This is a genomic window from Psychrobacter sp. D2 (assembly GCF_013608135.1).
Lineage (GTDB): Bacteria > Pseudomonadota > Gammaproteobacteria > Pseudomonadales > Moraxellaceae > Psychrobacter > Psychrobacter cryohalolentis.
Genome location: NZ_JACDXZ010000001.1, coordinates 117,240 through 143,065, shown reverse-complemented (window position 1 = coordinate 143,065; position 25,826 = coordinate 117,240). Strand labels below are relative to the sequence as shown.

Genomic DNA, 25,826 nt, shown 5'->3' with positions numbered 1-25,826 from the left:
AAAGCGCGGCATTGTGAATAACAGTGCCGCGCTTTTTTATGTTTATTTCGCTATAGTATTTATCATTAGCTACTGTACTAGTAGCGATATTGGCACATCATTGCTAAGGCTGTTATTTTGGTTGCCACCATAACCTGCGGTCTGATTTTGGCTGTTTTGAGAGATTTGCCCGATAGTCACCCACTGTCCACGTGGCACAATAATGGTGCTATGCAATCTTTGCCCTTGCACGCTACTATTATAACCATAGCGATTGTATGAAGGATTGGCGCGCACGAGCTTTTCTTCAACTTGGGTCAATTGTACTTCGACTTGTCCATTCGGTAACAGTCTTGGCGTGACCGCAATACCTTGGCTCGTTGGCAATAAGACCTGCTGCTGGATAACAATCCTTCCTACTGGACGGTTGTAAGCTGGATAGGTTGGATAACTATTGGCAGTATAGCTTTGATCTAGTGCGTAGAGTGTACCAGTGCTGATGCTTGCCGCGCTACCCGATAAGGTTTGGATTTGGTATAAGTTGTTATTTTGTTGTTGGCTATTACTCTGGTTAATAATCCCTACGCCTTGGATACCGCTATTACTAATAGTGACCTGCCCTTGCTGAATATTATCCTGAGCACTGCTATTATTGCCAACACGCACAGCGACCGTCAATGCCTGTGACTGACGGTCAATCTGTGCCAATAGCTTTTGTACTGCCTGATAGTTGCTGGCAGTGGTACGAAGCACTAGCTTATCTTGATAAGTCGATACCGTGCCGCCGTCGCGACTAGCATTTAACTGCTGACGAACGGAAGGTAGCAATGCATCACTGCCATACGTATGAATGACATAGGTTTGATAAGCAGCTGCTTGTACGACTATTGGCACTACAGTTAAACTTAGGATAAATGCTATCTGGCGTCCATAATTTATGGTTTTGACAGTTTTTATCATAGCCAGCTTTCGACCAAGACTCGCTATCAGATTTTCACTAAACTTATTCATAATTGACCTCTAGCAATAGTTAAACGCTATCAAAAGCCATACTCAGTAGCTACCAAACCATGAGAAAAAAACTTAATAATTCAAACCTTACTCGTTAAAGCCTAGTCATTCAAACCTAAGACATCCTGCATATTATATTGTCCAGCCGATTGCTGAACAATCCACGTAGCGGCACGCACAGCGCCAGCAGCAAAAGTCATTCTTGCGCGCGCGCGATGGGTAATTTCAACAACTTCGCCATCCGCAATAAACATCACAGTATGATCGCCGATGATTTCACCGCCACGTATCGCATGAATACCAATCGTACCTGCTTCGCGCTCGCCAGTTTGTCCTTCACGACCATAGACAGCGACGTCTTTTAGATTCTGTCCACGTGCTTCTGCTACAGCTTCTGCCATCATGTAAGCAGTACCTGATGGCGCATCGATTTTATGCTTATGATGCGCCTCAATGACCTCTACATCAGCATCAGTGCCAAAAGCTTTGGCAGCCATACCTAGTAACTTTAATGACAGATTAACGCCTGTTGAATAGTTACCCGCATAAACGATAGCAACTTGCTCACTCGCTTTTGCCAATACTTGCTCTTGCTGCTCATTAAATCCTGTCGTGCCGATAACCATGGCGACGTTGTGCTCAGCACAGACTTGCATGTTTTGTTCAGTAGCAGCAGGCAAGCTAAAGTCAATCAATACATCAATCTTATTAATCACTGACTGTAAATCATCAACTATTTGCACATCCAATCGACCGACCGCAGCAACTTCACCCGCATCAGCTCCAACTAAACTTGAACCTTGACGCTCAATCGCTGCAGTTAATATCGTTTGTGGATTGTCTTGTATCGCTTCGATAAGCATACGTCCCATACGTCCACCTGCACCGATGACACCGACATTAATCATTTTTTTATTCTCTGGCTGACTCATATAATTATCCTAAGTACTTTATTTTTAATACGCTGGTTTTTAAATTTATTAGGCTAAGTTTAGCAAATATCAGCTTATGAATGGTTTTTTATAGCACCAATAAAAAGCTCGATAGTTTCACGTGAAACTATCGAGCTTTTATCATTTATCCATTCAAACACAAAATACTGTTAGTCAAACAAATCGCCAATCTTTTTAAAGAAAGATTTTTTATGTGGTGACTGCTGATGCTTACTATCACCATCCAGTGTATCTTGGAATTGACGTAGCAAATCTTTTTGCTCACGAGTCAGATTCACTGGTGTTTCGATGACCACACGGCAGATCAAATCACCTTTCATCGTCGTACGTACTGGTGTCACACCTCTACCACGGACACGTAATAATTTACCGCTTTGTGTGCCTTCTGCAACCTTGATTTTCACTTTGCCATCTAAGGTTGGGATTTCAACTTCTTTACCGAGTGCTGCATCAGTGATACTAACTGGCACATCCATATACAAATCGGCACCTTGACGGGTAAAGACGTTGTGCTGTTTGACACGTACTTCGACATATAAGTCGCCGTTTTGTACGCCAGCGCCGCCCGCTTCGCCTTCGCCTGCTAAACGGACGCGATCACCATCATCAACGCCTGCTGGAATAGAAACTTCTAGCGTGCGTGACTTGTCTTTGACGCCATTACCATGACAGTCAGAACAAGGGTTTTTAATTTGTTTACCAGTACCGCCACAATGTGGGCAGGCCTGTTGAACGGCAAAGAAGCCTTGTTGCATACGAACTTGACCTTGACCATGACAAGTTTGGCAAGTCACGATATCAGAGGCATTTTTTGCGCCTTTACCATCACAAGTATCGCAAGGCGCAGGAGCTGTAAAGCTGATTTCTTTTTTGCAGCCGCGTACCGCTTCTTCTAAAGTCAGCTCAATCACATAACGTAAGTCTGAGCCGCGACGCGAACGCCCACCGCCGCCGCCACGTGACTGACCAAAGATATCACCAAAGTTGCCAAAGATATCACCAAAGATATCTTGGAAGTTCCCACCACCGCCACCGCCGAAACCACCACCGCCCATGCCGTTTTCAAAAGCAGCATGACCCATACGGTCATAGGCTGAGCGTTTTTCTTCGCTACTTAATACTTCATAAGCCATCGATGCTTCTTTAAATTTTTCTTCAGCATCTGGGTCTTCAGAGTTACGGTCTGGATGGTATTTCATGGCAAGCTTGCGGTAGGCTCGCTTGATCTCTTTGTTATCAGCGGTCTTACTGACACCTAGTATTTCATAAAAATCGCGCTTACTCATGGGCTCTCCTATCGTCTTCACAGTCCACCGCTTGGTTGCTTTATCGTTCAATACTGCTCATCATCGCAAAAAATGTTTCACATGAAACATAGCGGAAGACAGAGAACAGTGATGACAATCGTATAAATCTTACCAGCGAATACAGTGGGGTGCTGCTTAGTCAAATCAATTATTAAAAGTTTGCGCTATTTATGGAGATGGCAGCAGCATTTATCAAGTTGGCAGAAGTACAAAGTGTTAATTAGACTCTTTAGTTAATATTAAAAAGAATTCATTAAGGAATGAACAAAGGTTTTTATACCTACATAATGCTCAGCCATGCTAGTATTTATCGCCATATAGATAGCGGTAGTCGAGTCCGTTTAAAACATGAATACCACTAAAGGTGATGCTCTTTTATTTTAAGCCAACTGTACTCGAACATTACTCTTTAAAGTCCTATTTATACTCATCGCCATTACGCTTGTATCAAGGTATCGTTTTTATGAAAAAGCTGATTATTTTATTGATTGTCATTGCCGTTACTATTTATGCAGGCTCGCCTTATTACAGCGCTTATCAGCTTAAAAAGGCTTATGATGCCAAAGATGGTGCGACTATCGCGGCAGCTATCGACTATGAGACAGTACGCCCAAGTATGCAAAACCAGCTCACTGAGCAATTTGCCGTGACCATGACAAAATACCCATTGGTCGCTGAGCTTGGTGGCGAGCCACTAAAAGAGGCGGCTAATGGTTTTATTATGCAAGCAGTCGCTGGTGCCATCACACCGCAAAACATTGAAAAAGTCATCAATACCCAAGGTCAAGCCAACACTGCCACTAAAGAGCTGGCGGCAGCGTGGGCAATCGCTAGCAATCAAGTAGATTTAAAAAATCTCATTCAAAATCTGATTATTCATCGCGGTGATGTTAATGCTGTGGTCAAAAATCAGATGCAGCAAATCATGGAAAAGCAGGCTGATGAGCTTGAACAGCAGGCAGCCCAAGGGACAGATAGTGACAAACCCCAATTAAGTTACTGCGGTATCAATTGCTTCACCATCAGTGGACAAGTAAAAGGCTATCCTTTGACTATAGAGATGCAGCGTGAGAGTTTAATTAACTGGAAAATCGTCGATATCGTCTTGCCGCAATAGACTTGCTACCATCAACTGTTATATGAATAAAACCCCGCCCTATGAGCTATGTTTATAGGGCGGGGTTTTATTCATTATTCAATATGATATCCATCATAACTATTATAGAAATATCACACTATAGAAATATCAACGACTTATTTTACTCCTAAGAATTCCAAAAACTCAGGACTCTCAAAGCTCGCTTGAAACAATACGCCATCTTCACGATAAATAGCAGGAGTTGCCATGACAGCTAAACCTGCCGCTTTTTCACGATTGCCTGCCACATCATCAGTTTTGCAAGATGCGGGCGCTGGTGTCATCTTGCCATGTAGCATCGCCTGATCAAGCGCTTTACGACGACTATCCTCATTACCTTGGCACCAGATACCGCGCATTTGCTCAGGCGACGCTTCATAAATCGGATAACCAATGGTTTTTATCGTCACGCCTTTGGCATTAAGCATCGGCATCTGCTTATGTAATCTGCGGCAATAAGGGCAATTGACATCCGTTGCTACGTAAATCACCGCTTTTTCAGCACTAGTGGCAGGATAGGTAATCAGCTGCTTAGTATCCAATGTGGTTAGGACAGATTGATTTTTAAGCTTTTCAAAGCGGTTATCAAGCCCAGTAAACTGACCATTTTCGATGACTGATATCTCACCATCGGTGATGTACTGGGCGTCATCTGATAACAAGAACGGTACGCCCTCTAAAGTCGCACCCCAAATCACACCCGGTACTGCAGTGTAAAAGAACGGTGTTTTGTTACTCATGTTCTTAAGCGCGCCCATATTTGCCAGTATGTCAGATTTGATACTGGCACTGACAGGCTTACCTATTTGCGCGCTGGTGCTACGCGCTGGCGTTTTGGTTACTACTCGCTTGCTTGGATTCTTTTGCAGCTCGCCTTGAATGACATATTTACCATCTTCAGTAATATGTAGCGGCAATTGCTCAGCCAAATTGACTTGATACATATTGGGTAATTTAGAGGGTACAATCGAGGTTATCTGCGTTTTGATACCTGCTTGGGTCAGCAATTGGCGCAAACGGCTATCAACAGATTTACTGACTGTACCAATAGCTTTCGTATTCTGGCCAGCTTGGGCGCTGTGGTTAACTTTTTGGCTGACTGTTTTATTGGTCATATCGGCAGTGTTCGGCTGCGCGCAAGCAGTGGTTGCTAACAACATAACACCAATCAAACTTGCGGATTTTAATACAGGGAGTTTCACAGAGACCGTCCTATCTGGTTTTTAATAATGATCGTTATTCACTCATGCCTATTTAATAAAAGAGCAGTAAATAACATTATGTAAAAATATAGATTAAAAAAGATAGGCTGACTGTAGCACAAGGAGGTTTTTTTCAAAGTATTAAAGACTTAATTTTGCAAAACTGCTACTGAGCTTTAAGAGATAGGCAACACAGGCAGCCGCTAATGCTAATTAACAGAAATAGCTGAGTAGCAGAACGCAAAAAGCAGCACACTATTGAGTGGCTGCTGATTTTGAAGTAATTTTTCTAAAGCATAATTTTATAACCTAATAGGCTATAACTCTAAAATTTTGCTACTTCTTCTGGTGTTAAGAAGCGACTGTCGCCTTTTTCCAATCCGTCTAAAGTAATATGACCGACACTAGCACGATGTAGCTCAACCACTCTATTACCGAAATAGCCCATCATACGTTTTACTTGATGGTATTTACCTTGCTCTAAGGTTAAACGCGCATGAGTTTCATCGATGAACTCGAGGGTCGCAGGCTTGGTTTCTTCGTGATCACCTTCTAAAAGGATGCCTTCAGCCACTTCCTTAGTAGCATTGGCTTGAGCGTCACTATCCATAGCATCTGCTAACGTCAACTCGTAGACTTTGGCATGTTCATGCTTTGGGCTAGTTACGCGATGTAGCCAGCCGCCATCATCACTGATGAGCAATGCACCAGTTGTATCAACATCAAGACGCCCAGCAATACGTAAACTGCCAAGCTCTGGCACCGCAATAAGGTCAGTAACGATTGGGTATTCTTTGGCCTTTAGGGTACATTCAAAGCCTTCAGGCTTGTGAAGTAAGATATAGCGATTGCCAGTGGCGACCGACAATGGCTCGCCTGCCCACTGTACATCGTCATTAACAATATCGACATGTACACCGGGATCTTTAATGACTTGCTCGTTTACTGTGACTTCACCAGCGTGCAGAATTTTTTTGGATTCTTTACGCGACAGCTCAGTGGCTTTACTCAGAAATTTATCTAGACGCATACGATTTGCCTACCATCCGTTTTGGGATACTCACTCTCAATCAAAGACCAACGATGCATGCATGTGCACGTCTGTTGTTGGCTATCTTCAATGGTCAGAAGTGGTACTATAATGAAAAATGAAATTTACACTGCGCCAAATACGGACAACAGTGAAAGTTAGACAAGTTTACCATATCCAACCTAAGCCTGATGAAATATGAGCTATCAAACGCTAAAACGTGTCGTCACTGCACGCTTAGAAATCAAAAAATCTGCCTTTATTACCTATGCTTATCCAGTGACCTCGCGTGAGCAGGCAATGTTTCATGTGGAACAACTACGTGAGCAATATGCTGATGCCCGTCATCACTGTTGGGCGTATATTATTGGCGATCCCAATAACACCACCAGCGCAGGGTTTGACGATGATGGCGAGCCCAATGGCACTGCGGGACGACCGATATTAAATGTCTTGCAACATAAATCTATCGGCAATGTCATTATTATCGTCGTCCGTTATTTTGGTGGTATCAAGCTCGGTGCTGGCGGTTTGACCCGTGCTTATGCAGGCTCAGCGCAAGCGGCAGTGGACGAGATGATACTAAGCCCTTATGTTCCTATGATCACGGTAGAAATACTGGCAGAATTCGCCACCGAAGCCCAGTGCCGCTATGTCGTCGAGAGCTTAAACGGCAGCATCGAAAATGTCGCCTATAGTAAGCAAGTTACCTTGACTGTGACGCTCGCTGAGGTAAATATCGAGCATTTAAAAGAACGCCTTGCGATGGATGGACGCGTATTAGATAAGTCTTAAAATTAAATGAGTAATCATGCGTTCACTGAAAACCGTTGGTTTTGACGACGACCTTGGATATGATAAGGCACTGATTTTCAAAGACGATTTTTTAACAAACATAAAATAAGACTAAAATATGCTAACCTCAAAGTCGACAAAACCATTCGCACCTGCCCCTTTTAAACCGCCGTTTTGGCTCACCAATCCGCACTTGCAAAGTATTTTACCGAAGTTTTTTGCGCCAAAAACACCAAATTACCGACGCGTGATTAAACAAGATTCACTTTGCGAAACAGATATCGCTTATGACTTTTATGACGCCCATCCTGTCCAAGATTTAGAAAATGGCAAACTTGAACAAACACCATTAATCGTACTTTTTCATGGGATGGAAGGCAGCAGTGATAGCCATTACGCGCGTGCGCTGGCGTATCAAATGCACGCGCAAGGCTGGCATTTTGTCGTCGCTCACTTTCGCAGTTGTGGTGGTATTCCCGCTAATGGCAAAGTGTTCTATAACGCTGGTGACACGGGCGAGGTGCATCATATGTTAGAGAACTTACGCGAGAATTACGCCCATATTTATGGGGTTGGTGTGTCACTTGGCGGTAATGCCTTGGCAAAGTATATGGGTGAATATGGTGATGAGGCGCTATGCGACGGCGCAGCGGTAATATCTGCGCCAGTTGATATGTCATCGGCTGCTATTACGATGCATAGCTTTTTGAGTCATCGTATCTATACCCCTTATTTGCTCAACCCGATTATTAAAAAAGCCTTGGCAAATGAAATTACTGCAGACGAGATTGCTTCTATCAAAGCGGTAAAACGCATTAGCGATTTTGATAATATCTTCACTGCGCCTAGGCATGGTTACCGCTCTAATAATGATTACTACCATTCATCCTCTGCCCTACCTCACTTAAGGAATGTCACACGCCCGCTGTTGCTTATTAGCGCCAAAGACGATCCTTTTATTGGCTTTACTGCCACGCCCAATGATGTTTCAGACAGTGTCACTATATTAGATACGACACACGGGGGTCATATTGGCTATTTGCGTTATCGTACAAGCAATAGCAATGTAAAAACTCCAAGTAAAAAATCAAAGTTTGATATCAACTGGATACCTGAAACCGTGAGTGCCTACTTTAATCATATTGGCGTACCATCTAATAAAACTAGATAAATTATAAAATAAAAAACATCGTTTTTATCTTTAAATATTTTGAGACTGCTTTATGTATCCGTTTATCCGTTACGCCAGCACCATCGCCCATGCCGCGCTGCAAGTGAAAAAAGGCAATACTTTAACGTTTAAAGAAATCAGTGAGATTACCTTTCGCTGCCGTCTGACAGATATTGATAATTTCTTAGAGATGAATAATGGTCGCGTGCTGACCCTTTATGATATGGGGCGTACCGACTTTGCAGTACGGAGCGGGCTTGGCACGCAACTGCTTAAGCAGCGTTGGGGCTTGGTCGTCGCTGGTAGTACCATCCAATATCGCAAACGCATCCGTGCTTTTGAAAAAGTCACCATGAAGACCAAAATCGTCGGCTTCGATGAGCGCTGGATATATATTGAGCAATCGATGTGGGTAAAAGGCAAGCCTTGCTCGTCGGCACTACTACGTACAGGCGTCACCAAAGGCGGTAAGGTCATCGAGACGGCACGAGTACTGGCAGCTTTAGATCAATCGGATTGGCAGCTACCGCCGAGCGGCTATGTGGCAGAATGGATTGTCAGTGATGCCGATCGTCCATGGCCGCCACAATCTTAGGTTTTTGCTAGGCTTACCTCAAAATAAGGACTGGTTATTTAACCATTTGCATCGCAGCGCTTCGTCAAAATCCGCTTGTTATGATCAACTTCTTCATAGACAGCTATTCACAATCAGTTAACCTTATAACTACTATTTGCTAACAATACATTATATAAATAAATATAATCAATGTTAGGATAGTAGTGAGTTTTATACTCAACTGAATACTATCTAATTAGAAACAGTCTAATAAAGGAAAATAATATGGTTAATAATACGGATTATGTCGGTACGCTGTTTGATAATAGTGAGTCAAACCCAAGCAAGATCACCTTAGCTTTTACTATGGCGGGTGTGGCGCTTAAAAAAGGTCACTCTGCATCAGTCATATTGATGGTGGACGCGGTGCATTTGGCATTGCCGAACGCTTTAGATAATGTCGATATTGGTGATCCCTTTGAACCTGCTGGCGAATTACTAGAAGCCTTTATCGAAAAAGGCGGTCAAGTATTGGTTTGCGGCGCGTGTATGAAACATGGTGGCGTAGAAGAATCAGCCATTGATAAGCGCTTCACGGTCATCAGTGGCGATGATGTGGTTGAGCTGTTGATGAATGCTAAGGGATCTTTGCAGTTGAATTAAGCGTTTAAGCTAAGCAATTAGTATATAAAAATGGGTCAGTTTTCTTAATTATCTTTTTGATAACTTAAGAGCTGACTTATTTTTTGGCGTTAAATTCTAGATTTCTAACCTTATTCCCAGTTTGAATGATAAGTATTGGCAACAGTCTTATAGTCAAACCTCACCTTCTATATTCAGCAACTAAATACACATTATCTAACACGCACGCCATCCAGCTTTGCTAAAGTAAGTCATGCAAACCTCTTCATAAAATAACAAGGAAGCCTGTCATGACCTTACTGAATACCCTTGATTTGACCTACCCTATTATTCAAGCGCCGATGGCAGGAGCAACCACCCCTGAGCTGGCGGCGACGGTGAGTAAGTTTGGTGGATTAGGGTCATTGGGGGCTGGCATGACGGCGCCAGACGTTTTAAATAGTGAAATCAACACCATTAAATCGCTCACCGATCGTCCTTTTATGGTCAATCTGATGGTGTTATCAGAGTATGAATCTAGTGCTTTGGATAGCGAAATCCCTGCTTGGCTAAGTAACTACTATCAAGAGAAAAATATTGAATTTACTCTACCGAAGCACCCAGCGCTAAGCTTTGCAGAGCAGCTACAAGTGCTCTATGACAATCCCGTTCCTGTCGCCAGTTTTACCTTTGGCATTATCAGCGCTGAGCAGGTGCAGCGTTTGCAGAGTCTAGGCACACGGGTCGTCGGTACTGCCAATCATCCATTGGAAGCAAAAGCATGGGCAGATATTGGCGCAGATGCGGTATGCGTGCAAGGGGTCGAAGCGGGTGGGCATCGCGGTGGTTGGTTGCCGCAAAGTGAAAACGATCCATTGGGATTATTGACGCTAATAAGTCAAACGCGTGCCTGCACCGATATTCCTTTAATCGCGGCTGGTGGCATTATGAACGGAAAGGACATCAAAGCAGTTCAAACAGCTGGTGCTGAGCTTGCGCAAATCGGAACAGCATTTTTGACCACAGATAAATGCGGAATCAATGACATTTATAAGCAAGCGCTACTCGATGCCAGTCAAGGTGGACGCAGTTCTGAGACGCGCTTAACCAGATTATTCTCAGGGAAACAGGCTCGTGGTTTATTAAATGATTATTTGCATGATTTTGCTCAATTTGAGAGCGCGCATGAGCTACCGCCTTACCCACAATTAAATGCGATGACCAAATTTTTGCGTGCCCATGCAACCAAAAACCGCGATGCCGAACATCAATCTTTATGGGCAGGACAAGGTGTCACTTTGGTCAGACAAGAGCGCACGGTTGAACTGCTAGAGCGACTGGTAAGAGAGAGTTATTTTGATCGACGTAGGCTGATTTTTAACTCAGCCTACAATAGAGTAGATACAGTTTTAAAAGAATACAATGCTACTGGGATTAATTATTCGCAGCCTCTGTCTGCGTAAGCACAGTAAGCAACAAAATTTGATACCAGTAGCACCTTATAATGTTTGTACTTATCTCATTGAAGACTAACTACAGCTCATATCTAGTCAAACGTTGGATCATTTACGCCTTAAAATATCATATGTAAATGACTAGTTCTTTAACCCTTCACGAAACGCTTTATAATCATTCGCCGTATCTTTCACCGCTTCTATCATCGGTACATGACCGATTTTTGGCATCGTAATCACTTGTGATTGTGGGATAATTTCTTTTATTAGCGTCACTGTTTCAGGCTTGATGACCTTATCCTCCTCACCCCAAACCACTAGTGTTGGAATATTATATTCAGCGATAACCTTGGCACGCTGCTCAACATTGTCTTCAACTATTTGCGCGAGTATTTTGGATTCTAATGCTTTATTAGCGATACGCTCTTGCGCGAATACGGCTTTTACAGACTTAGGAATATAAGGCGGCTTAGACATAACAAAGTCATACATAGCATAAAAGTCTTCCTTCTTATCGACCAATAGTGGATTGTTCTCAAGAGTTGCACTTTCTAAGGATTTCGGCACACCCACTGACCAAAAGCCCGCACTATCTATCAGCCACAGACTTTTGACTTCTTTAGGGTACTTCGCAGCATAAGCCACACTGATAGCGCCACCCATTGAGTTGCCACCGACATGAATGCTAGATGCCAAGCCTTTAGCTTGCAGTAGCTCGTGTAAGCGCGTCGCTTGCGCCTCCGAGCGATAGTCAGCCGCCATCGGTTTACTAGAGTCACCAAAGCCGAGCAAATCAGGAATGATCAGATTATAGTTCTCTAACTGCCGAGCGATACGAGTAAAGTTGTCTTTATTACCGCCAAAGCCATGAATCAATAATAAAGGCTCGCCCGCGACATTACCGTTTTCTGCATAGACTATTTTATCGCCAGAGCTTAACGTAAATGACTGAGTCGTAAGGTCTGATTTTGAGCGTTCATACTGAATAATCTTTTGGGTGGTATTTATCGCCAAGGTATTGGGCGCTGTGGTACAACCAACGACTGAAAAGCTTAACAAAGTGGCAAGGCCTAGGCGTTTTAATAGCATCGAAATATCCTTTTTGAAAACTAGAAAAATGAAGTAAGAAGTAAAAAGCATCATCCTAGCACAAGAGTATTTTAAGTTTAAGAACTTATAATAACCACCCTCCCCCTATAAATTGCTCGACAATCGCCCAAAAAAATGACAGGCAAATAATCATAGCGTTTGCCGAGGGGTTACAGCTCTAATAAAGACCATAGACGCTTTCTGGTTTATGATAAGCGCTTTTGTTTAGTTGGCCCTGCATATTGCAAAAGGATAAACATTGAGTAAAACAGATACCTCCATTGGTAAACGGCGTGACCTCACCCAAGGCTCGATCCCTAAAACCATGCTTTTATTTGCATTACCAACCCTTGGGTCATCTGCATTACAGTCATTGAACGGCTCGATCAATGCTGTCTGGGTAGGTCGATTTTTGGGTGAGGAAGCGTTAGCAGCGACGGCCAACGGCAATATCTTGATGTTTATACTGATCTCCTTCGTGTTTGGTTTCGGTATGGCGTCTACTATTTTGATTGGTCAGGCAATGGGCAGCCGTGATAACGCTATGGTTAAGAAAACCATGGGCACGGCGCTGGGCAGCATTATTCCGATAAGCGTAATAGTGTCGGCAGTAGGGTGGATATTTGCGCCGATACTACTTGAGCTGCTTGGCACGCCGGCAAGTGCTGTAGAGCTTGCCCTAACCTATCTGCGCATGATTTTTATTGCGATGCCCGTCACACTTACGTTTACGCTGATAATGATGGCACTGCGCGGGACAGGTGATTCGACGACGCCGCTTTGGTTTATCATTATATCGGTCGTGATTGATCTGATTTTGACGCCGACGCTGATTTTGGGTCTAGGACCATTTCCCGAGTGGGGCATATTTGGCTCGGCTTTCGCAACAGCTGTCGCAAATACGCTAGCGCTCATTGGCATGTTAGCCACTATGTATCTGCGTGGCTCTGTGCTAACGCTTAAGTTGCCGGAGCTTCGCTTTTTGCGCGCAGACCGAGACATCCTGAAGTCGATGTTTTCTAAGGGGTTACCGATGGGTCTACAGATGATCGTCATCTCTTCGGCAGCATTGACAATGTTATCGCTGATTAATCGCGAAGGTGTACAGACCACAGCCGCTTACAGCGCAACCCAGCAGCTTTGGACCTACGTGCAGATGCCAGCAATGGCGCTAAGTGCTGCGGCCAGTGCGATGGTTGCACAGAACATCGGTGCCAATCAATGGCACAGAATCGCAGGGATCACACGCTGGGGACTGATTTTTAATCTGGCATTGACCGGTTTTATTATCATACTGCTGACCATTTTTGATGAGACTATCTTGGGACTTTTCCTCGGCAGTGACAGTGAAGCGGTGCCGATTGGGCGTCATATTCAGCTAATGGCGACATGGGGTTTTATCTTTTTTGGGATAGCGCAGGTTTTGTTTGGCACCATGCGTGCAAACGGCTATGTGATTTGGCCGTTGATTGTCATGGTCATTTCGATGTATCCAGTGCGTCTTGGATTTGCTTTCGGGCTTTATCCTCTACTTGGAACCGATGCCCTTTGGCTATCCTTTCCAGCAGGCATGGTGGCAACCGCCGTGATGGGAGCAGGACTATATTTGTACGGCGGATGGCGCAAAGGCAAACACTTGCCCGCAGAGGAAGCTGCGCAAAGGTCTGAGGAGTTTCGCGCGCATACAGGCACCAGTGCGTCGTTTCGAGATCTTGTACCGACGACTGTATGGAAGCTGTCACCTTTGCGCCGTATCACAAGGTTGCATCGACGACTTCATAGAAGACTTCATCTTCATAGACTCCGTGTGATAAAAAAGAATAAACGATAATAACGTGGTTTATATATACACGCATAACGCCTAGTCGAGCGGCTTTTGCTCATTAGCATGGGCGAGTACATTATTCATCATACTTACCTACTACTGCAAATACCGAAACTGGTTTTATCTTTAACTAAAATTTTCATTACCTAATAAAAACTGTACCGCTGCGGCTGCATGAATAGCGGTGGTATCAAACACGGGGATTGGACTATCTGCTTGGCTAATTAACAATCCAATCTCGGTACAGCCTAATATCGCGCCCTCAGCGCCTTGTGCCGCTAACTCATTAATCACTTGCGTATAATATTGCCGTGAGCTGGCAAGCAATTGTCCTTGGCACAGCTCATCATAGATGATGCGATGGACTTCAGCACGCGCATCGGTATCTGGTATCAGCACCTGCAAGCCCGCATCAATCAGACGCTGTGTATAAAAGTCCTCAGTCATGGTGAATTGTGTACCGAGTAAGGCAATCTTGGTTAAACCTTGCTGCTTAATCGCATCTGCGGTCGCATCAGCAATATGTATCAGTGGCAAATTCGTCGCCACTTGTACCTGCTCCGCTACTTTATGCATGGTATTGGTCGCAATTAATAAACCTTGGGCACCAGCCGCTTGTAAGCGCTTACCACTGTTTACCATGACATCACCCAGCTCTTCCCACTTGCCTTGGGCTTGTAACTCGCCAATTGGCGCAAAGTCGACACTATGAATCAATAAGTCTGCTGAATGTAAGTTGCCAATATTTAGAATATTCTCATTATTAGAAAAGAAATAACGATCATTAAAATGTAACGAACGTCACTATTAATAACAACGATTTTATCCACTCACCAGCATACGCTATGATAGTCAATAACGACGCCTCATAATGCTATTCATCATCGTTCATTGAGCCTCACTATTATCATGTAGGAAAATTCAACATTATGGCAAACTTCCCTATTATCAGAATACGCGCAAGGCGCAAGTACTACCGTCTTATCTTTACTGGTCTGATGGCGCTGATGATGTCACTTATTATCTCATCCGCTTTATTACTGGTTAAAGTAGGGTTTGTCGATGGCTTCTTTATGGAATTAATGCACTCGTGGGTGCTGGCCTTTGTCTTTGCGTGGCCGAGCGCCTATATCTGTGCGTATCTGGTACAAGAGCACGTGCTTAGTCGGATTGAGTTTTATTGAGTCATACGATAATAAGTACATAACAACGTTCCTTAACCAAACAAGTACTGATAACTGGTAAGCAGAGTTGTTACTGTTGATGGTTGCAAATCAACTCACTTCTTAGACAAATATCTAAAAACTAAAAAAAGGATTTATCATGCGTAGCGCAACTTATGATCATTTTGGCAAACCAACGGAAGTACTCAGCATCGGCGACCGCCCTACTCCAGAGCCTAAAGCCAATGAAGTCCGAGTCAAAACGATACTCGCCTCTATCCACAACCATGACCTACTAACCATTCGCGGTCAATATGGCTTTAAACCTGAAATGCCTGCCATCGGTGGTAGTGAAGCGGTCGGTATCATCGATGCAGTAGGCAGCGATGTTAAGAATCTAAAAGTCGGTCAGCGTGTCGCAGCCGCCAGTGTACAAGCGACGTGGGCAGAGTATTTCGTCGCTGTGGAAGATATGGTATTCCCGATGCCCGACAGCTTAGATGACGAAATGGCAGCACAATTGATTGCAATGCCACTGAGCGCGCTGATGCTGATTGAGTTCTTAGAACTAAAAAGCGGTCAGTGGGTTATCCATAATGCTGCCAATGGCGCGGTCGGCAAATCGCTCGCCATGCTAGCTGCCGCGCGTGGTATTAACACCATTAATGTCGTGAGAAGTGGCGATGCTATCAAGGAATTAGAAGCACTGGGTATTAAGCATAATATCAATACCTCAGATGACGACTGGAAAGATCAAGTAAAAGCCATCCTTGGTGATGAAAAAATCAGTGCTGCGGTTGATTCTATCGGTGGTGAGTCTAGTAATGATCTGCTGGCATTACTGGGTCATGGTGGCACATTAGCATCGTTTGGCATCATGTCAGGCAAACCAATGGTGCTAAATCCAACCCACATTATTTTTAAACAAGCGACGATTAAAGGCTTTTGGGGCAGTAAAATCAGTCAAGAAATGAGCGTTGAGAATAAGCAACGCTTGGTTGATGAGCTGATCGAGCGTGCTAACAATGGCAATTTAAAACTGCCCGTTGAAGCGACCTTTGATTTGGCTGATATCTTAAAAGCAGTTGACGGGAAAATGCAGTCAGAAAAAAACGGTAAGGTACTGTTAAAACCTTAAGATTCATTTTATATCTTAAGGTTTCGAGCATTTTTCTCTACTCGCAAATGGATATCTATATAAAAAATCCAATTAGGAATAGCCTTATGTCTAAACAGACAACGTTTAAAGCTTTGGTCGTCGAAGAACATGCTGATGGCACTTTTAGTAAAAGTATTCAAGAACGCAGCGTCAGTGACTTACCTGAAAACGATTTATTAATCGAAGTGCATTACTCATCACTAAACTTCAAAGATGCCATGTCGGCATCAGGCAATAAAAGAATCACCAAAAACTATCCGCATACCCCTGGTATCGATGCGGCAGGCGTGGTGGTCAGTGATAAGTCTGGCACGTTTACCGCAGGCCAAGAAGTCGTGGTCTTTGGCTATGATTTGGGCATGGATACCGATGGCGGTCTCAGTCAGATGATCTCTATACCGGCCGATTGGGCGGTCGAATGCCCATCTTCTTTAACGCTAAAAGAAGCGATGATATATGGTACTGGCGGCTTAACTGCAGCCTTAAGTATCCAAAAGCTAGAAAAAATGGGTGCAAAACCTGAAGATGGTCCAGTCGCGGTCACGGGCGCAACGGGCGGCGTCGGTAGTATCAGTATCGCGATTTTAAGTCAGCTAGGCTATGACATCATCGCCTTCTCTGGCAAACCTGAGCAGAGCGAATATCTAAAAGAGCTTGGTGCAAGTGAAATCCGTCATCGCGATACCATTAACGAGGTCGGAGATAAACCTGCCGGTCGTGAACTGTGGGCAAACGCTATTGATACGATTGGCGGCGATTATTTGGCGAACCTACTTAAGCAAACCAAAGCTGGCGGCGCGGTGACCAGTTGTGGTTTGACGAGCGGCGCTGAGTTTTCGATGTCAGTGATACCTTTTATCACCCGTGCGGTGTCGTTATTGGGTATCGATTCGGTCTATATTCCACTGGCGGATAAAAAAGCGATTTGGCAGCGCGTTGCTACTGATATGAAGTTGCCTAACCTAGAGAGCTATGGTGAAGAGATTACGCTTGAGCAAACGCCGGAATACTTAGATCGCTTTATGGCGAGTCAAACGGTTGGGCGTTATGTGGTGAATGTGCGGGGTTAGGGTTTTAAGAACTAGGTTTATAAGTAAAAGGCAGCATCTCTTTTGAGGTGCTGCTTTTTTTATTTTTTGAAGGTTATTCTAAGTCTGATTGAATTGTTGCAGCACTCACAGATCCTGGATGAAAACCGATTTCATCGCAACTGAAAACTTCTATTGTTATATCTTCACTACTAACTTCTACACCTTTATATGTATACTGAAGATTAGTTTCAGTCTTCATCTTTTCCTTACTTACAACAATTAATAGTACTCCTCGCGCTTCTCGCCCCGTTAATAATTTATAAATTTCAATTTTCTTTTCTATCTGCTGACTATAAATTATAGAGTCTAAGTAAGACTTCCTAATGTAGTGTACCTCAATGATTATATCCTTTGATAAGTTATCATTCTGACGTAAAGCATCAAGTATTAAGTGTGACTCATCTTTGATAAACTCTACTTGATGCTCAAAATACAAATTATTTCGTTTTTCATAAAACGCTATTGCAACATGATAGAGAGCGAAATGCAGTACATCTGACCGATGAGGAGCTAATCTACTAATTTGAGGGTCTATAGGTTGTGAGTTAGTAGGCTGAGGTATAGGTTTACTTGCTTTTTGATTCTTAATCAACGCTTTCAACTCTTCTATTTTTTCTATAATAGTCGAATCATGATTGTTATTTAATAGTTTTTTATACTCTCTTAATGCCTTTCTATCAATTACTTCAGCATGAGACATTTTATGATGTTTATCACATAATAAAATTAAATTTTCTAAAGTATTATTTTCTCTATTAAGATCTATATGATGAATCTCAAGATAAGTATGTTCATAACAACCTTTTATAGCGCAGGTATGACCTGCTTCCACCTCAATAGCGCGCCTTAATTCTGCTGGAATTGATGGTCTAGACTTACTGTAGGGTTTATCAGACATTTAATAAGCCTTATTAGAGAAATAATATATATTTTAAATATTGGGTAGTTCTAATTTTCATAAAAAAGGCACTCAACCTGAGCGCCTTTTTCTAACTTTAAAATCTATGTTCAACTAGCTAAGAGTCTTACTCCCACTCAATCGTCGCAGGTGGCTTGCTCGACACATCATAAGTCACGCGTGAAACTTCAGCGATTTCATTCATGATTCGATTCGATACCGTCTCGATCAAATCATACGGTAGATGCGCAAAGCGTGCGGTCATAAAATCTACAGTCTCAACAGCACGTAGCGCAATCACCCACGCATAGCGGCGACCATCACCGACCACGCCGACCGATTTGATCGGTTGGAAGACCGCAAATGCTTGCGCGGTCTTCTCATACCAGCCTGAACGCTCTAACTCTTCCATAAAGATAGCGTCAGCAGAACGCAGAATATCAGCAAATTCTTTGGTGACTTCGCCCAAGATACGCACGCCCAAACCCGGTCCTGGGAACGGATGACGGTTAATCATCTTCGCAGGCAAGCCAAGGGTAATACCCAGTTTACGCACTTCATCTTTAAACAAATCACGTAGCGGCTCAACCAATTCAAACGCCAAATCATCTGGCAAACCGCCCACATTATGATGGCTCTTAATCACATGCGCTTTACCTTGATGCGACTTCGCTGATTCAATCACGTCTGGATAAATCGTCCCTTGCGCTAAGAATTCGATGACTTTACCATCGCTCTGCTCGCTCACTTCGCGGGCACTATTGGCAAAGACATCAATAAAGGTTTTACCGATAATTTTACGCTTGGCTTCTGGATCAGACTCGCCAGCCAATGCGGTTAAGAATAGCTCTTCAGCATCGACACGAATGACTTTTACGCCCATGTTTTCAGCGAAGATTTGCATCACTTGGTCGCCTTCGTGCAGACGGAGCAGACCAGTATCCACAAATACGCACGTTAATTGATCGCCAATCGCTTTATGCAGCAATGCTGCGACGACTGAGCTATCTACACCACCTGAAAGACCTAGCAATACTTGCTTATCACCGATTTGCTTTTTCAGTTGCTCAATACGCATATCGATGATGTTATCAGGCGTCCAGCTACCGGCGCAGCCACAGATTTCATGGACGAAACGACCAAGTAATGCAGACCCTTGGGCGGTATGCGTCACTTCAGGATGGAACTGCAAACCATAATAATGGCGCGAATCATCTGCCATGATCGCAATCGGGCAGCTTGGCGTACTGGCGACGATATCGAAACCTTGTGGGGCATCGACCACTTTATCGCCATGACTCATCCAGACATTTAGCTTCGCTGCTGCGTCTTCGATACCATCAGTCAGCGTTGATTTGCCATCGATATTGATGGTTGCTGCGCCAAATTCATGGATATCACTGGCATGAACTTTACCACCGAAGCGATCTGCCATCGCTTGCATACCATAGCAGATACCCAATACTGGTACGCCTAGATCAAATACGGCATCATTGATGCGTGGGCTGTCATCTGCGTGGACGCTCTCAGGACCGCCAGATAAGATAACGCCTTTTGCGCCAAAATCGATAATGCGCTGAGTGTCGATATCATAAGGAAACATCTCACAGAATACGCCTGAATCACGGACACGGCGGGCGATAAGCTGGCTGTACTGTGAGCCAAAATCGAGAATTAAGATGCGATCTTCTTTAATAGTAGGAACGTTGGCAGCAGTTGTCATAACGTAGTGTCCATCAATAAATAAATTGGTGCGCTATTTTAACAAGTTTCACGAATGTAGTGGCGGTTAGATATACGTTTATTATTGTCTATTTTTAAATTATTCTACTAATGTTTAGCATATATCAAATAATCAGATCATTTGTGATATGCTAATTCGATAAAGAACAATATCCTCATTGCCTGATTATGGACAATGAGATAGCCACAGTAATGAGATAGCCACAGTAGCGACACTCAAACCGTGATTACAAATCGATAGGTTAAATTTACTATGAGCAAAATTAAATCCTTTATGCGTAAAACGTCTAAAACTGCCTCTATCTCAACGACCTCTCCTATTGATAATACCAGTTTAGATACGCTCTCAAAAATAGATACGTCCGTCACTACACCCGCCAACACGCCGATAGAGCAAACGCGCTGGAATGGCTGGGGCAATGTCAGTATCAATAAAAAAGTCTCGCCACATGGGGCAAAACTGATCAAGTCACACATTGGTAAAACCAAAAAACTGTCTTCTGTCAGCTTACAAAAGGTGCTCAAAACCGTTCCAAAATCACGCTTACCTGCTGCTATGATTGAGCTTGATACTGTATCTGTCGATAACGAAGTAAGACTCAGACACGCCCGTGGTCAAAGCTTTCCGGATTGGATAGCCATGCATGGTGGCGACTTTGAAGTCTTTCCTGATGGCGTGGCGCATCCGCAATCTACCGCTGATGTCGAAACCTTATTAAAACTAGCAAGCGAGTACGATCTGATCGTCATTCCTTTTGGTGGTGGTACCTCAGTCGCTGGTCATATCAATCCGCAAAAGGGTTCACGCCCTGTATTGACTATCGCTATGAATAGGATGGATCAGCTGATTGACTTGGATATAGAGAGCCAAATTGCTACTTTTGGCGCAGGTACACAAGGTCCAGCAGTCGAGGCGCAATTAAATGCTCACGGTTACTGTTTGGGACATTATCCGCAGTCGTGGGAGCTATCGACGCTTGGCGGCTGGATTGCAGCACGATCTAGCGGTCAGCAGTCTTTAGGTTACGGACGTATCGAGCAGATGTTTGCTGGTGGTACGTTGGTCACGCCGCAAGGTGTACTCAATATCGCTGATATTCCAGCGTCAGCAGCAGGGCCTGATCTGCGTGAAATGATGATGGGTACTGAAGGCCGCGCCGGTATTTTTACCGAAGTCAAAATGCGCGTGCTGTCACAACCGGAAGAAGAGCTATTCAAAGTGGTATTTTTGCCAAATTGGGAGGCGGGTAAAGAAGTGCTCAGACAAGCAGTACAAAAAAACATCCGCCTATCGATGCTACGCCTGAGCAATGCGGTCGAGACTGATGCTCATCTACATTTGGGCACGACGCCCAGTCAGTTTTTAGCTATTAGTACTTATTTAAAAGCCCGCGGGCTAGATTCTCAAAAAGTCATGCTTACTTATGGCCTATCAGGTGATAAAGCACAGAATGCGCTGGCACTGACGCAGTTCAAAAATCTATTAAAGCAGCATGGTGGCATCAGTGGCAAGCTTGCCAATCTGATGGGCAAGATATGGTCACATGGACGTTTTAAATTTCCATATTTGCGCGGTACTTTGTGGGAAAAAGGCATCATGGTGGATACCTTTGAGACCGCGACCAATTGGCATAATATCGACGAGCAAATGCAGCAGATGCAAGCAGCGGTGCAAACTGCACTGGCAGACGAAGGCGAAGCCGTGATGGCATTTACGCATATCTCACACGTTTATAAGCAAGGTGCTAGCCTTTATACTACCTACTTCTTTAGAGCGGCACAAGATCACGCCAGTACCTTAAGTCGCTGGCAAAAAATCAAGCATGGTGCCAGCTCAAGTTTGGCAAATGGTAAAGCGACAATATCGCACCAGCATGGTGTCGGTCGTGACCATGCCCCTTACCTCACTGCTGAAAAGGGTAAGCTAGGTATTCAGGTTACCCGTGATATGCTTAAAAGTCTGGACCCTGAGCAGCGTATGAATCCGGGTGTTTTGATTGAATAATAACTTTATTCAAAAACCTTGTTTATAGTTAGTTTGGTTTAAGAGCGTTACAGCGCGGCTGGCATTGATTTTTCGCAGCCTCTGTCGGCGTAGGCACAGCACGCAAGGAAAATTAATACCAGTCGCGCATTATAATATAGTGTATTTATTTTATTTAGTAACGACTATGAATTAGATTATTTGGATAACATACATAGTTGAAATTAAGTAACAATTAAAATGAGTCGTCTATGAACCGAGCTAATCAATATCAACAACGCCAGCAAGCATTAGGACCACTGTCTCGTTCTGAACCATGGGATATGCTCATTATCGGTGGCGGGATCACTGGTGCTGGTATTGCTCGCGAAGCAGCAAGACGCGGCTTAGCAGTACTATTAATTGAGCAAAAAGACTTCGCTTGGGGCACCTCCAGCCGCTCAAGCAAAATGGTACATGGCGGGCTACGTTACATTGCCTCAGGCGATTTCAAGACGACACTGCACAGCGTACGCGAGCGTGAACGCATGCTGAATGAAGCGAGTGGCCTCGTTAATGAGATGCACTATGTCATGCCCCATTACAAAGGCAAGTTTCCACCGCCATGGATATTTAATAATCTACTTAGGGTATATGATAAGCTCGCGGGTAAGCACTACTTTAAGTACTTTAAAAAAGACGCCTTTCTTAGCCTTAACCCTCATATTAAACAAGATAAATTTTTGGGTGCCAGTCAATTTAGTGATGCTGTGACCGATGACTCACGGCTCGTGATGCGGGTATTGGACGAAGCTATTCATGATGGTGCGCACGCGATTAACTATCTTAAAGCAGAATCACTCATAACCACTGAACAAGGCTTAGTGGTGGGGGCTACTCTAAAAGACAGCTCTCCTCAACATAGCACTCATACTTACGACGTTCGGGCCAAAGTCGTGGTCAGTGCCACGGGCGCTTGGGCAGATACATTACGGATGCAAGCCAGTCAGCAAACGGAACAAACCTTTCATAAGCAAATTCGTCCATCGCGCGGCAGTCATTTGGTGGTCAGTCAAGAGCGCCTACCGCTCAATCAAGCCTATACCTTTTTGCATCCTGTCGATAAAAGAGCAATCTTTGTCTTTCCGTGGGAGAACCGAACCGTTCTTGGTACTACTGATTTGGACCATCCACCCTTAGATGATACAGAAGTCGGCATTACCAATGCTGAGGTGGACTATCTGTTGACGGCGACCAATGATCTTTTTGATGATGTAGATATTAGCCGCAAGGATGTCATCAGCTCATGGGCAGGCGTGCGTCCACTGATTTCTGATGGCAATGATGGTAAGCGCGTCAGTCCTAGTAAGGAAAAACGCGATCATAGCGTCTGGTTGGATAATAATCTGGTCACTGTAAGCGGTGGCAAATTAACCACCTTTCGCCTAATCGCCCTTGATGTACTAAAAGTCTGTCAAAAGGTGCTCGAACTCGATGAATCAGCTACTCAAGGTAATGTGTTATATAGCAGCCAAGTTTTTAGCAAGCAAACCTCAACCAATCCTAAATTTACTGCCCTGCCGCTACCATTACAACAGCGCTTAAAAGGTTTTTATGGCCTACAGCTCGATACTTTGCTAGAGCTGGCTCATGACGATGACTTGGCTTATGTGACTGATAGCAATACCATTTGGGCGGAGATTCGCTTTGCTGCTCGCTATGAGCAGGTTATTCATTTGGATGATTTATTACTACGACGCACGCGCTTGGGTCTTATATTGCCCAATGGTGCGATGACCCCGCTAATCAGTCAGCGAGTCAAGCAAATATGTCAGCAGGAGCTAGGCTGGGATGAGCAAAAATGGCAGCAAGAGGCTGACCGTTATCAAGCCTTATGGCAACGCTACTATTATCTGCCTGCGGCTTAGCGCTTTTTTATATCCTAATTTATCTATACTAAACTCAGTGTTGAAAAGATATGGCGGAACTGGGATGAATTTTTTCAGCCTCTGTCGGCGTAGGCACAGCAAGCTAAAAAAAATAATACCCGTTCCGCTTGATACTCTAAGTTAGCTTCAACCTATATTCCCACATAGTTAAGGATGACTATGACCGACAACTTTGATGCGCCTATTTATTTCTTAGCGATCGACAATGGCACCCAAAGCGTGAGAGCGCTCATCTTTGATCAATTCGGCACCGAGATAGCCAAAGCACGCGTCCCTATCGAGCCGTATTTTTCTGAGCAGCCTAGTTTTGCCGAGCAACATGCCGATTACTATTGGCAAAAATTGAGCGAGGCCTGTCAGCAGTTGTGGCAAAATTGCAATATCACGCCAGCGCAAATTGCCGGCGTCAGTCTCGCCACCCAGCGCTATACCATGATATGTTTGGACAAGGATAAACAACCGCTACGTCCAGCCATTGTGTGGATGGATTTGCGTCGCGGCGAGAACAATGACATAGGTTTTCTAGGTCCACTCACCAAAGTCATCGGTATGGGCGAGCTGGTACAAGAGGCACAGCAAAAAGCACGTTGCAACTGGCTTGCGCATCATGAACCAGAGATATGGGAGAAAACAGCCTATTATGTCAATTTATCAGCGTACCTTACCTATCAGCTCACAGGCGAGATTGCCGACTCTACTGGTCATCCCTTAGGCTACCTGCCTTACGATTACAAAGCGCAAGCATGGTTTAAGCCAAACAACATCAAATGGCGACTGTTCAGTTGCCGACTAGAGCAAATGCCCAGACTTATGCCACCTGGGCAGCTACTTGGTCATATTACCGCTCACGCTGCCGCTGCTACTGGTATTCTTGAAGGCACGCCAATGATTGCTGCCGCCAGTGATAAGGCTTGTGAAGCACTCGGTTCCGCCGGACTTGCCGCCGATACCGCCTGCTTAAGCTTTGGCACTACTGCGACTATCAATACCACGTCGAGCCGTTATATTGAGATACTCAAGCACATGCCCGCTTATACCGCCGCCGCGCCAAATTACTACAATCATGAGTATATGATTTATCGCGGCTTTTGGATGGTTAGCTGGTTTAAAGAGCAATTTGCCCAGTATGAAGAGCAACTGGCAAAAACGCAGGGTGTTGATACTGAAAAACTACTCGACAAGGCAGTCAAAGACATTCCAGCAGGCTGTATGGGTTTGATGATGCAGCCGTACTGGTCGCCCGGTGTTCGTCATCCAGGTCTTGAAGGCAAAGGTGCGCTTATTGGTTTTGGCGACGTACATACGCGAGCGCATGTTTATCGAGCTATATTAGAAGGGCTGGCTTATGAGCTAAAGCTTGGTTTTGATACCATTGAGAAGCGTACAGGCAAAGCCATTAAACATCTGCGTGTGTCTGGCGGTGGTTCCCAAAGTGACTCAGCGATGCAACTGACGGCAGATATCTTCGGTATGCCCGCTTATCGACCGCATACTTATGAAGCCTCAGGCTTAGGCGCTGCTATCAATTGTGCGGTGGGACTTGGCGTTTATCCCGACCATTTAACCGCAACTCAGGCCATGACCCATTTGGGTGATGGGTTCTTACCTATCGAAGCCAATGTCCAGCTCTACAAACGTCTTTATAATGAGGTTTATCTCAAAATGTATGAGCGCTTAAAGCCTTTATATCAAAGCATTCAGGACATCACGGGATATCCAGCTAAATGAT

22 protein-coding genes are annotated in these 25,826 nt (G+C 44.2%); 13 read left to right on the top strand and 9 right to left on the bottom strand.

From position 1 onward, the window contains the following. Window positions 1-69 precede the first annotated feature (69 nt). The 3 genes from H0262_RS00620 to dnaJ form a co-directional block, all read right to left on the bottom strand. The gene (locus tag H0262_RS00620; protein ID WP_181209324.1) at window positions 70-990 is read right to left on the bottom strand and encodes a hypothetical protein; all 921 of its coding nucleotides are present in this window, start codon (window positions 988-990) and stop codon (window positions 70-72) included. A gap of 101 nt (window positions 991-1,091) precedes the next feature. Next, window positions 1,092-1,922 carry a 4-hydroxy-tetrahydrodipicolinate reductase gene (gene dapB / locus H0262_RS00615; protein WP_181209323.1) on the bottom strand — a complete coding sequence of 277 codons (831 nt, stop codon included), beginning with the start codon at window positions 1,920-1,922 and terminating at the stop codon, window positions 1,092-1,094. Window positions 1,923-2,092: 170 nt separating this feature from the next. Further along, complete coding sequence (dnaJ, locus tag H0262_RS00610; RefSeq protein ID WP_011512410.1) at window positions 2,093-3,229, bottom strand: molecular chaperone DnaJ; 1,137 nt, start codon at window positions 3,227-3,229, stop codon at window positions 2,093-2,095. A gap of 484 nt (window positions 3,230-3,713) precedes the next feature. On the opposite strand from dnaJ, the gene H0262_RS00605 reads away from it, so the two are divergent. After that, window positions 3,714-4,367: a DUF2939 domain-containing protein gene (locus H0262_RS00605; protein WP_259275370.1), complete on the top strand. Its 654-nt coding sequence runs from the start codon at window positions 3,714-3,716 to the stop codon at window positions 4,365-4,367. Window positions 4,368-4,504: 137 nt separating this feature from the next. Here H0262_RS00605 and H0262_RS00600 read toward each other — a convergent pair whose 3' ends face one another. Then, window positions 4,505-5,590 (bottom strand): disulfide isomerase DsbC N-terminal domain-containing protein, encoded by a 1,086-nt coding sequence (locus H0262_RS00600; protein WP_181209321.1) that lies wholly within the window; start codon window positions 5,588-5,590, stop codon window positions 4,505-4,507. Between the two features lie 325 nt (window positions 5,591-5,915). After that, window positions 5,916-6,620: a pseudouridine synthase gene (locus H0262_RS00595; protein WP_149409081.1), complete on the bottom strand. Its 705-nt coding sequence runs from the start codon at window positions 6,618-6,620 to the stop codon at window positions 5,916-5,918. A gap of 198 nt (window positions 6,621-6,818) precedes the next feature. On the opposite strand from H0262_RS00595, the gene H0262_RS00590 reads away from it, so the two are divergent. The 5 genes from H0262_RS00590 to H0262_RS00570 all read left to right on the top strand — a co-directional run bounded on the left by H0262_RS00590 (window position 6,819) and on the right by H0262_RS00570 (window position 11,226). Then, window positions 6,819-7,415 (top strand): YigZ family protein, encoded by a 597-nt coding sequence (locus H0262_RS00590; protein WP_181209320.1) that lies wholly within the window; start codon window positions 6,819-6,821, stop codon window positions 7,413-7,415. Window positions 7,416-7,533: 118 nt separating this feature from the next. Continuing rightward, window positions 7,534-8,586, top strand: a complete 1,053-nt coding sequence (locus H0262_RS00585) for a YheT family hydrolase (RefSeq protein ID WP_181209319.1) — start codon at window positions 7,534-7,536, stop codon at window positions 8,584-8,586. 52 nt (window positions 8,587-8,638) lie between these two features. Then, window positions 8,639-9,181 (top strand): acyl-CoA thioesterase, encoded by a 543-nt coding sequence (locus tag H0262_RS00580; protein WP_181209318.1) that lies wholly within the window; start codon window positions 8,639-8,641, stop codon window positions 9,179-9,181. Between the two features lie 246 nt (window positions 9,182-9,427). Further along, window positions 9,428-9,805 (top strand): DsrE family protein, encoded by a 378-nt coding sequence (locus tag H0262_RS00575; protein ID WP_011512403.1) that lies wholly within the window; start codon window positions 9,428-9,430, stop codon window positions 9,803-9,805. A gap of 269 nt (window positions 9,806-10,074) precedes the next feature. Next, window positions 10,075-11,226, top strand: a complete 1,152-nt coding sequence (locus H0262_RS00570) for a nitronate monooxygenase family protein (RefSeq protein WP_259275369.1) — start codon at window positions 10,075-10,077, stop codon at window positions 11,224-11,226. A gap of 132 nt (window positions 11,227-11,358) precedes the next feature. On the opposite strand, the gene H0262_RS00565 is transcribed toward H0262_RS00570, so the two are convergent. Next, entirely contained in the window at window positions 11,359-12,306 is a 948-nt protein-coding gene (locus H0262_RS00565) for an alpha/beta fold hydrolase (RefSeq protein WP_181209317.1), read from the bottom strand. Window positions 12,307-12,631: 325 nt separating this feature from the next. On the opposite strand from H0262_RS00565, the gene H0262_RS00560 reads away from it, so the two are divergent. After that, window positions 12,632-14,137, top strand: coding sequence for an MATE family efflux transporter (locus tag H0262_RS00560; protein ID WP_259275368.1), 1,506 nt, complete (start codon window positions 12,632-12,634; stop codon window positions 14,135-14,137). Between the two features lie 120 nt (window positions 14,138-14,257). Here the strand turns inward: H0262_RS00560 and H0262_RS00555 are convergent, their stop codons facing one another. Further along, window positions 14,258-14,875 (bottom strand): aspartate/glutamate racemase family protein, encoded by a 618-nt coding sequence (locus H0262_RS00555; protein WP_310502976.1) that lies wholly within the window; start codon window positions 14,873-14,875, stop codon window positions 14,258-14,260. 185 nt (window positions 14,876-15,060) lie between these two features. Here H0262_RS00555 and H0262_RS00550 point away from each other — a divergent pair, with 185 nt between their 5' ends. From H0262_RS00550 to H0262_RS00540, 3 genes are all read left to right on the top strand, one after another. Beyond that, window positions 15,061-15,315 (top strand): DUF2798 domain-containing protein, encoded by a 255-nt coding sequence (locus tag H0262_RS00550; RefSeq protein ID WP_011512396.1) that lies wholly within the window; start codon window positions 15,061-15,063, stop codon window positions 15,313-15,315. A 139-nt stretch (window positions 15,316-15,454) separates the two neighbouring features. Continuing rightward, the gene (locus tag H0262_RS00545) at window positions 15,455-16,432 is read left to right on the top strand and encodes a zinc-binding dehydrogenase (protein ID WP_181209315.1); all 978 of its coding nucleotides are present in this window, start codon (window positions 15,455-15,457) and stop codon (window positions 16,430-16,432) included. Window positions 16,433-16,518: 86 nt separating this feature from the next. Next, window positions 16,519-17,523, top strand: coding sequence for an oxidoreductase (locus tag H0262_RS00540; RefSeq protein ID WP_181209314.1), 1,005 nt, complete (start codon window positions 16,519-16,521; stop codon window positions 17,521-17,523). Between the two features lie 73 nt (window positions 17,524-17,596). Here H0262_RS00540 and H0262_RS00535 read toward each other — a convergent pair whose 3' ends face one another. Both H0262_RS00535 and guaA read right to left on the bottom strand, forming a co-directional pair. Next, on the bottom strand, window positions 17,597-18,442 hold the full coding sequence (locus H0262_RS00535) for an HNH endonuclease (RefSeq protein ID WP_181209313.1): 846 nt from the start codon (window positions 18,440-18,442) through the stop codon (window positions 17,597-17,599). 127 nt (window positions 18,443-18,569) lie between these two features. Then, window positions 18,570-20,165, bottom strand: a complete 1,596-nt coding sequence (gene guaA, locus H0262_RS00530; RefSeq protein ID WP_181209312.1) for a glutamine-hydrolyzing GMP synthase — start codon at window positions 20,163-20,165, stop codon at window positions 18,570-18,572. A 273-nt stretch (window positions 20,166-20,438) separates the two neighbouring features. On the opposite strand from guaA, the gene H0262_RS00525 reads away from it, so the two are divergent. From H0262_RS00525 to H0262_RS00515, 3 genes are all read left to right on the top strand, one after another. After that, window positions 20,439-22,190 carry an FAD-binding oxidoreductase gene (locus H0262_RS00525; RefSeq protein WP_181209311.1) on the top strand — a complete coding sequence of 584 codons (1,752 nt, stop codon included), beginning with the start codon at window positions 20,439-20,441 and terminating at the stop codon, window positions 22,188-22,190. A 230-nt stretch (window positions 22,191-22,420) separates the two neighbouring features. Continuing rightward, window positions 22,421-24,076 carry a glycerol-3-phosphate dehydrogenase/oxidase gene (locus tag H0262_RS00520; protein ID WP_181209310.1) on the top strand — a complete coding sequence of 552 codons (1,656 nt, stop codon included), beginning with the start codon at window positions 22,421-22,423 and terminating at the stop codon, window positions 24,074-24,076. A gap of 180 nt (window positions 24,077-24,256) precedes the next feature. Beyond that, entirely contained in the window at window positions 24,257-25,825 is a 1,569-nt protein-coding gene (locus H0262_RS00515; RefSeq protein ID WP_181209309.1) for an FGGY-family carbohydrate kinase, read from the top strand. Window position 25,826: the final 1 nt, after the last annotated feature.

Bases quoted from the DNA above. Each gene is read 5' to 3' on its own strand.
- H0262_RS00590 (WP_181209320.1), top strand. From the start codon at position 6,819: ATGAGCTATCAAACGCTAAAACGTGTCGTCACTGCACGCTTAGAAATC.
- H0262_RS00565 (WP_181209317.1), bottom strand. From the start codon at position 12,306: ATGCTATTAAAACGCCTAGGCCTTGCCACTTTGTTAAGCTTTTCAGTC.
- dapB (WP_181209323.1), bottom strand. From the start codon at position 1,922: ATGAGTCAGCCAGAGAATAAAAAAATGATTAATGTCGGTGTCATCGGT.
- H0262_RS00525 (WP_181209311.1), top strand. From the start codon at position 20,439: ATGAGCAAAATTAAATCCTTTATGCGTAAAACGTCTAAAACTGCCTCT.
- dnaJ (WP_011512410.1), bottom strand. From the start codon at position 3,229: ATGAGTAAGCGCGATTTTTATGAAATACTAGGTGTCAGTAAGACCGCT.
- H0262_RS00535 (WP_181209313.1), bottom strand. From the start codon at position 18,442: ATGTCTGATAAACCCTACAGTAAGTCTAGACCATCAATTCCAGCAGAA.
- H0262_RS00605 (WP_259275370.1), top strand. From the start codon at position 3,714: ATGAAAAAGCTGATTATTTTATTGATTGTCATTGCCGTTACTATTTAT.
- H0262_RS00580 (WP_181209318.1), top strand. From the start codon at position 8,639: ATGTATCCGTTTATCCGTTACGCCAGCACCATCGCCCATGCCGCGCTG.
- H0262_RS00545 (WP_181209315.1), top strand. From the start codon at position 15,455: ATGCGTAGCGCAACTTATGATCATTTTGGCAAACCAACGGAAGTACTC.
- H0262_RS00550 (WP_011512396.1), top strand. From the start codon at position 15,061: ATGGCAAACTTCCCTATTATCAGAATACGCGCAAGGCGCAAGTACTAC.
- H0262_RS00575 (WP_011512403.1), top strand. From the start codon at position 9,428: ATGGTTAATAATACGGATTATGTCGGTACGCTGTTTGATAATAGTGAG.
- H0262_RS00585 (WP_181209319.1), top strand. From the start codon at position 7,534: ATGCTAACCTCAAAGTCGACAAAACCATTCGCACCTGCCCCTTTTAAA.
- H0262_RS00595 (WP_149409081.1), bottom strand. From the start codon at position 6,620: ATGCGTCTAGATAAATTTCTGAGTAAAGCCACTGAGCTGTCGCGTAAA.
- H0262_RS00570 (WP_259275369.1), top strand. From the start codon at position 10,075: ATGACCTTACTGAATACCCTTGATTTGACCTACCCTATTATTCAAGCG.
- H0262_RS00560 (WP_259275368.1), top strand. From the start codon at position 12,632: ATGCTTTTATTTGCATTACCAACCCTTGGGTCATCTGCATTACAGTCA.
- H0262_RS00540 (WP_181209314.1), top strand. From the start codon at position 16,519: ATGTCTAAACAGACAACGTTTAAAGCTTTGGTCGTCGAAGAACATGCT.
- guaA (WP_181209312.1), bottom strand. From the start codon at position 20,165: ATGACAACTGCTGCCAACGTTCCTACTATTAAAGAAGATCGCATCTTA.
- H0262_RS00515 (WP_181209309.1), top strand. From the start codon at position 24,257: ATGACCGACAACTTTGATGCGCCTATTTATTTCTTAGCGATCGACAAT.
- H0262_RS00620 (WP_181209324.1), bottom strand. From the start codon at position 990: ATGAATAAGTTTAGTGAAAATCTGATAGCGAGTCTTGGTCGAAAGCTG.
- H0262_RS00520 (WP_181209310.1), top strand. From the start codon at position 22,421: ATGAACCGAGCTAATCAATATCAACAACGCCAGCAAGCATTAGGACCA.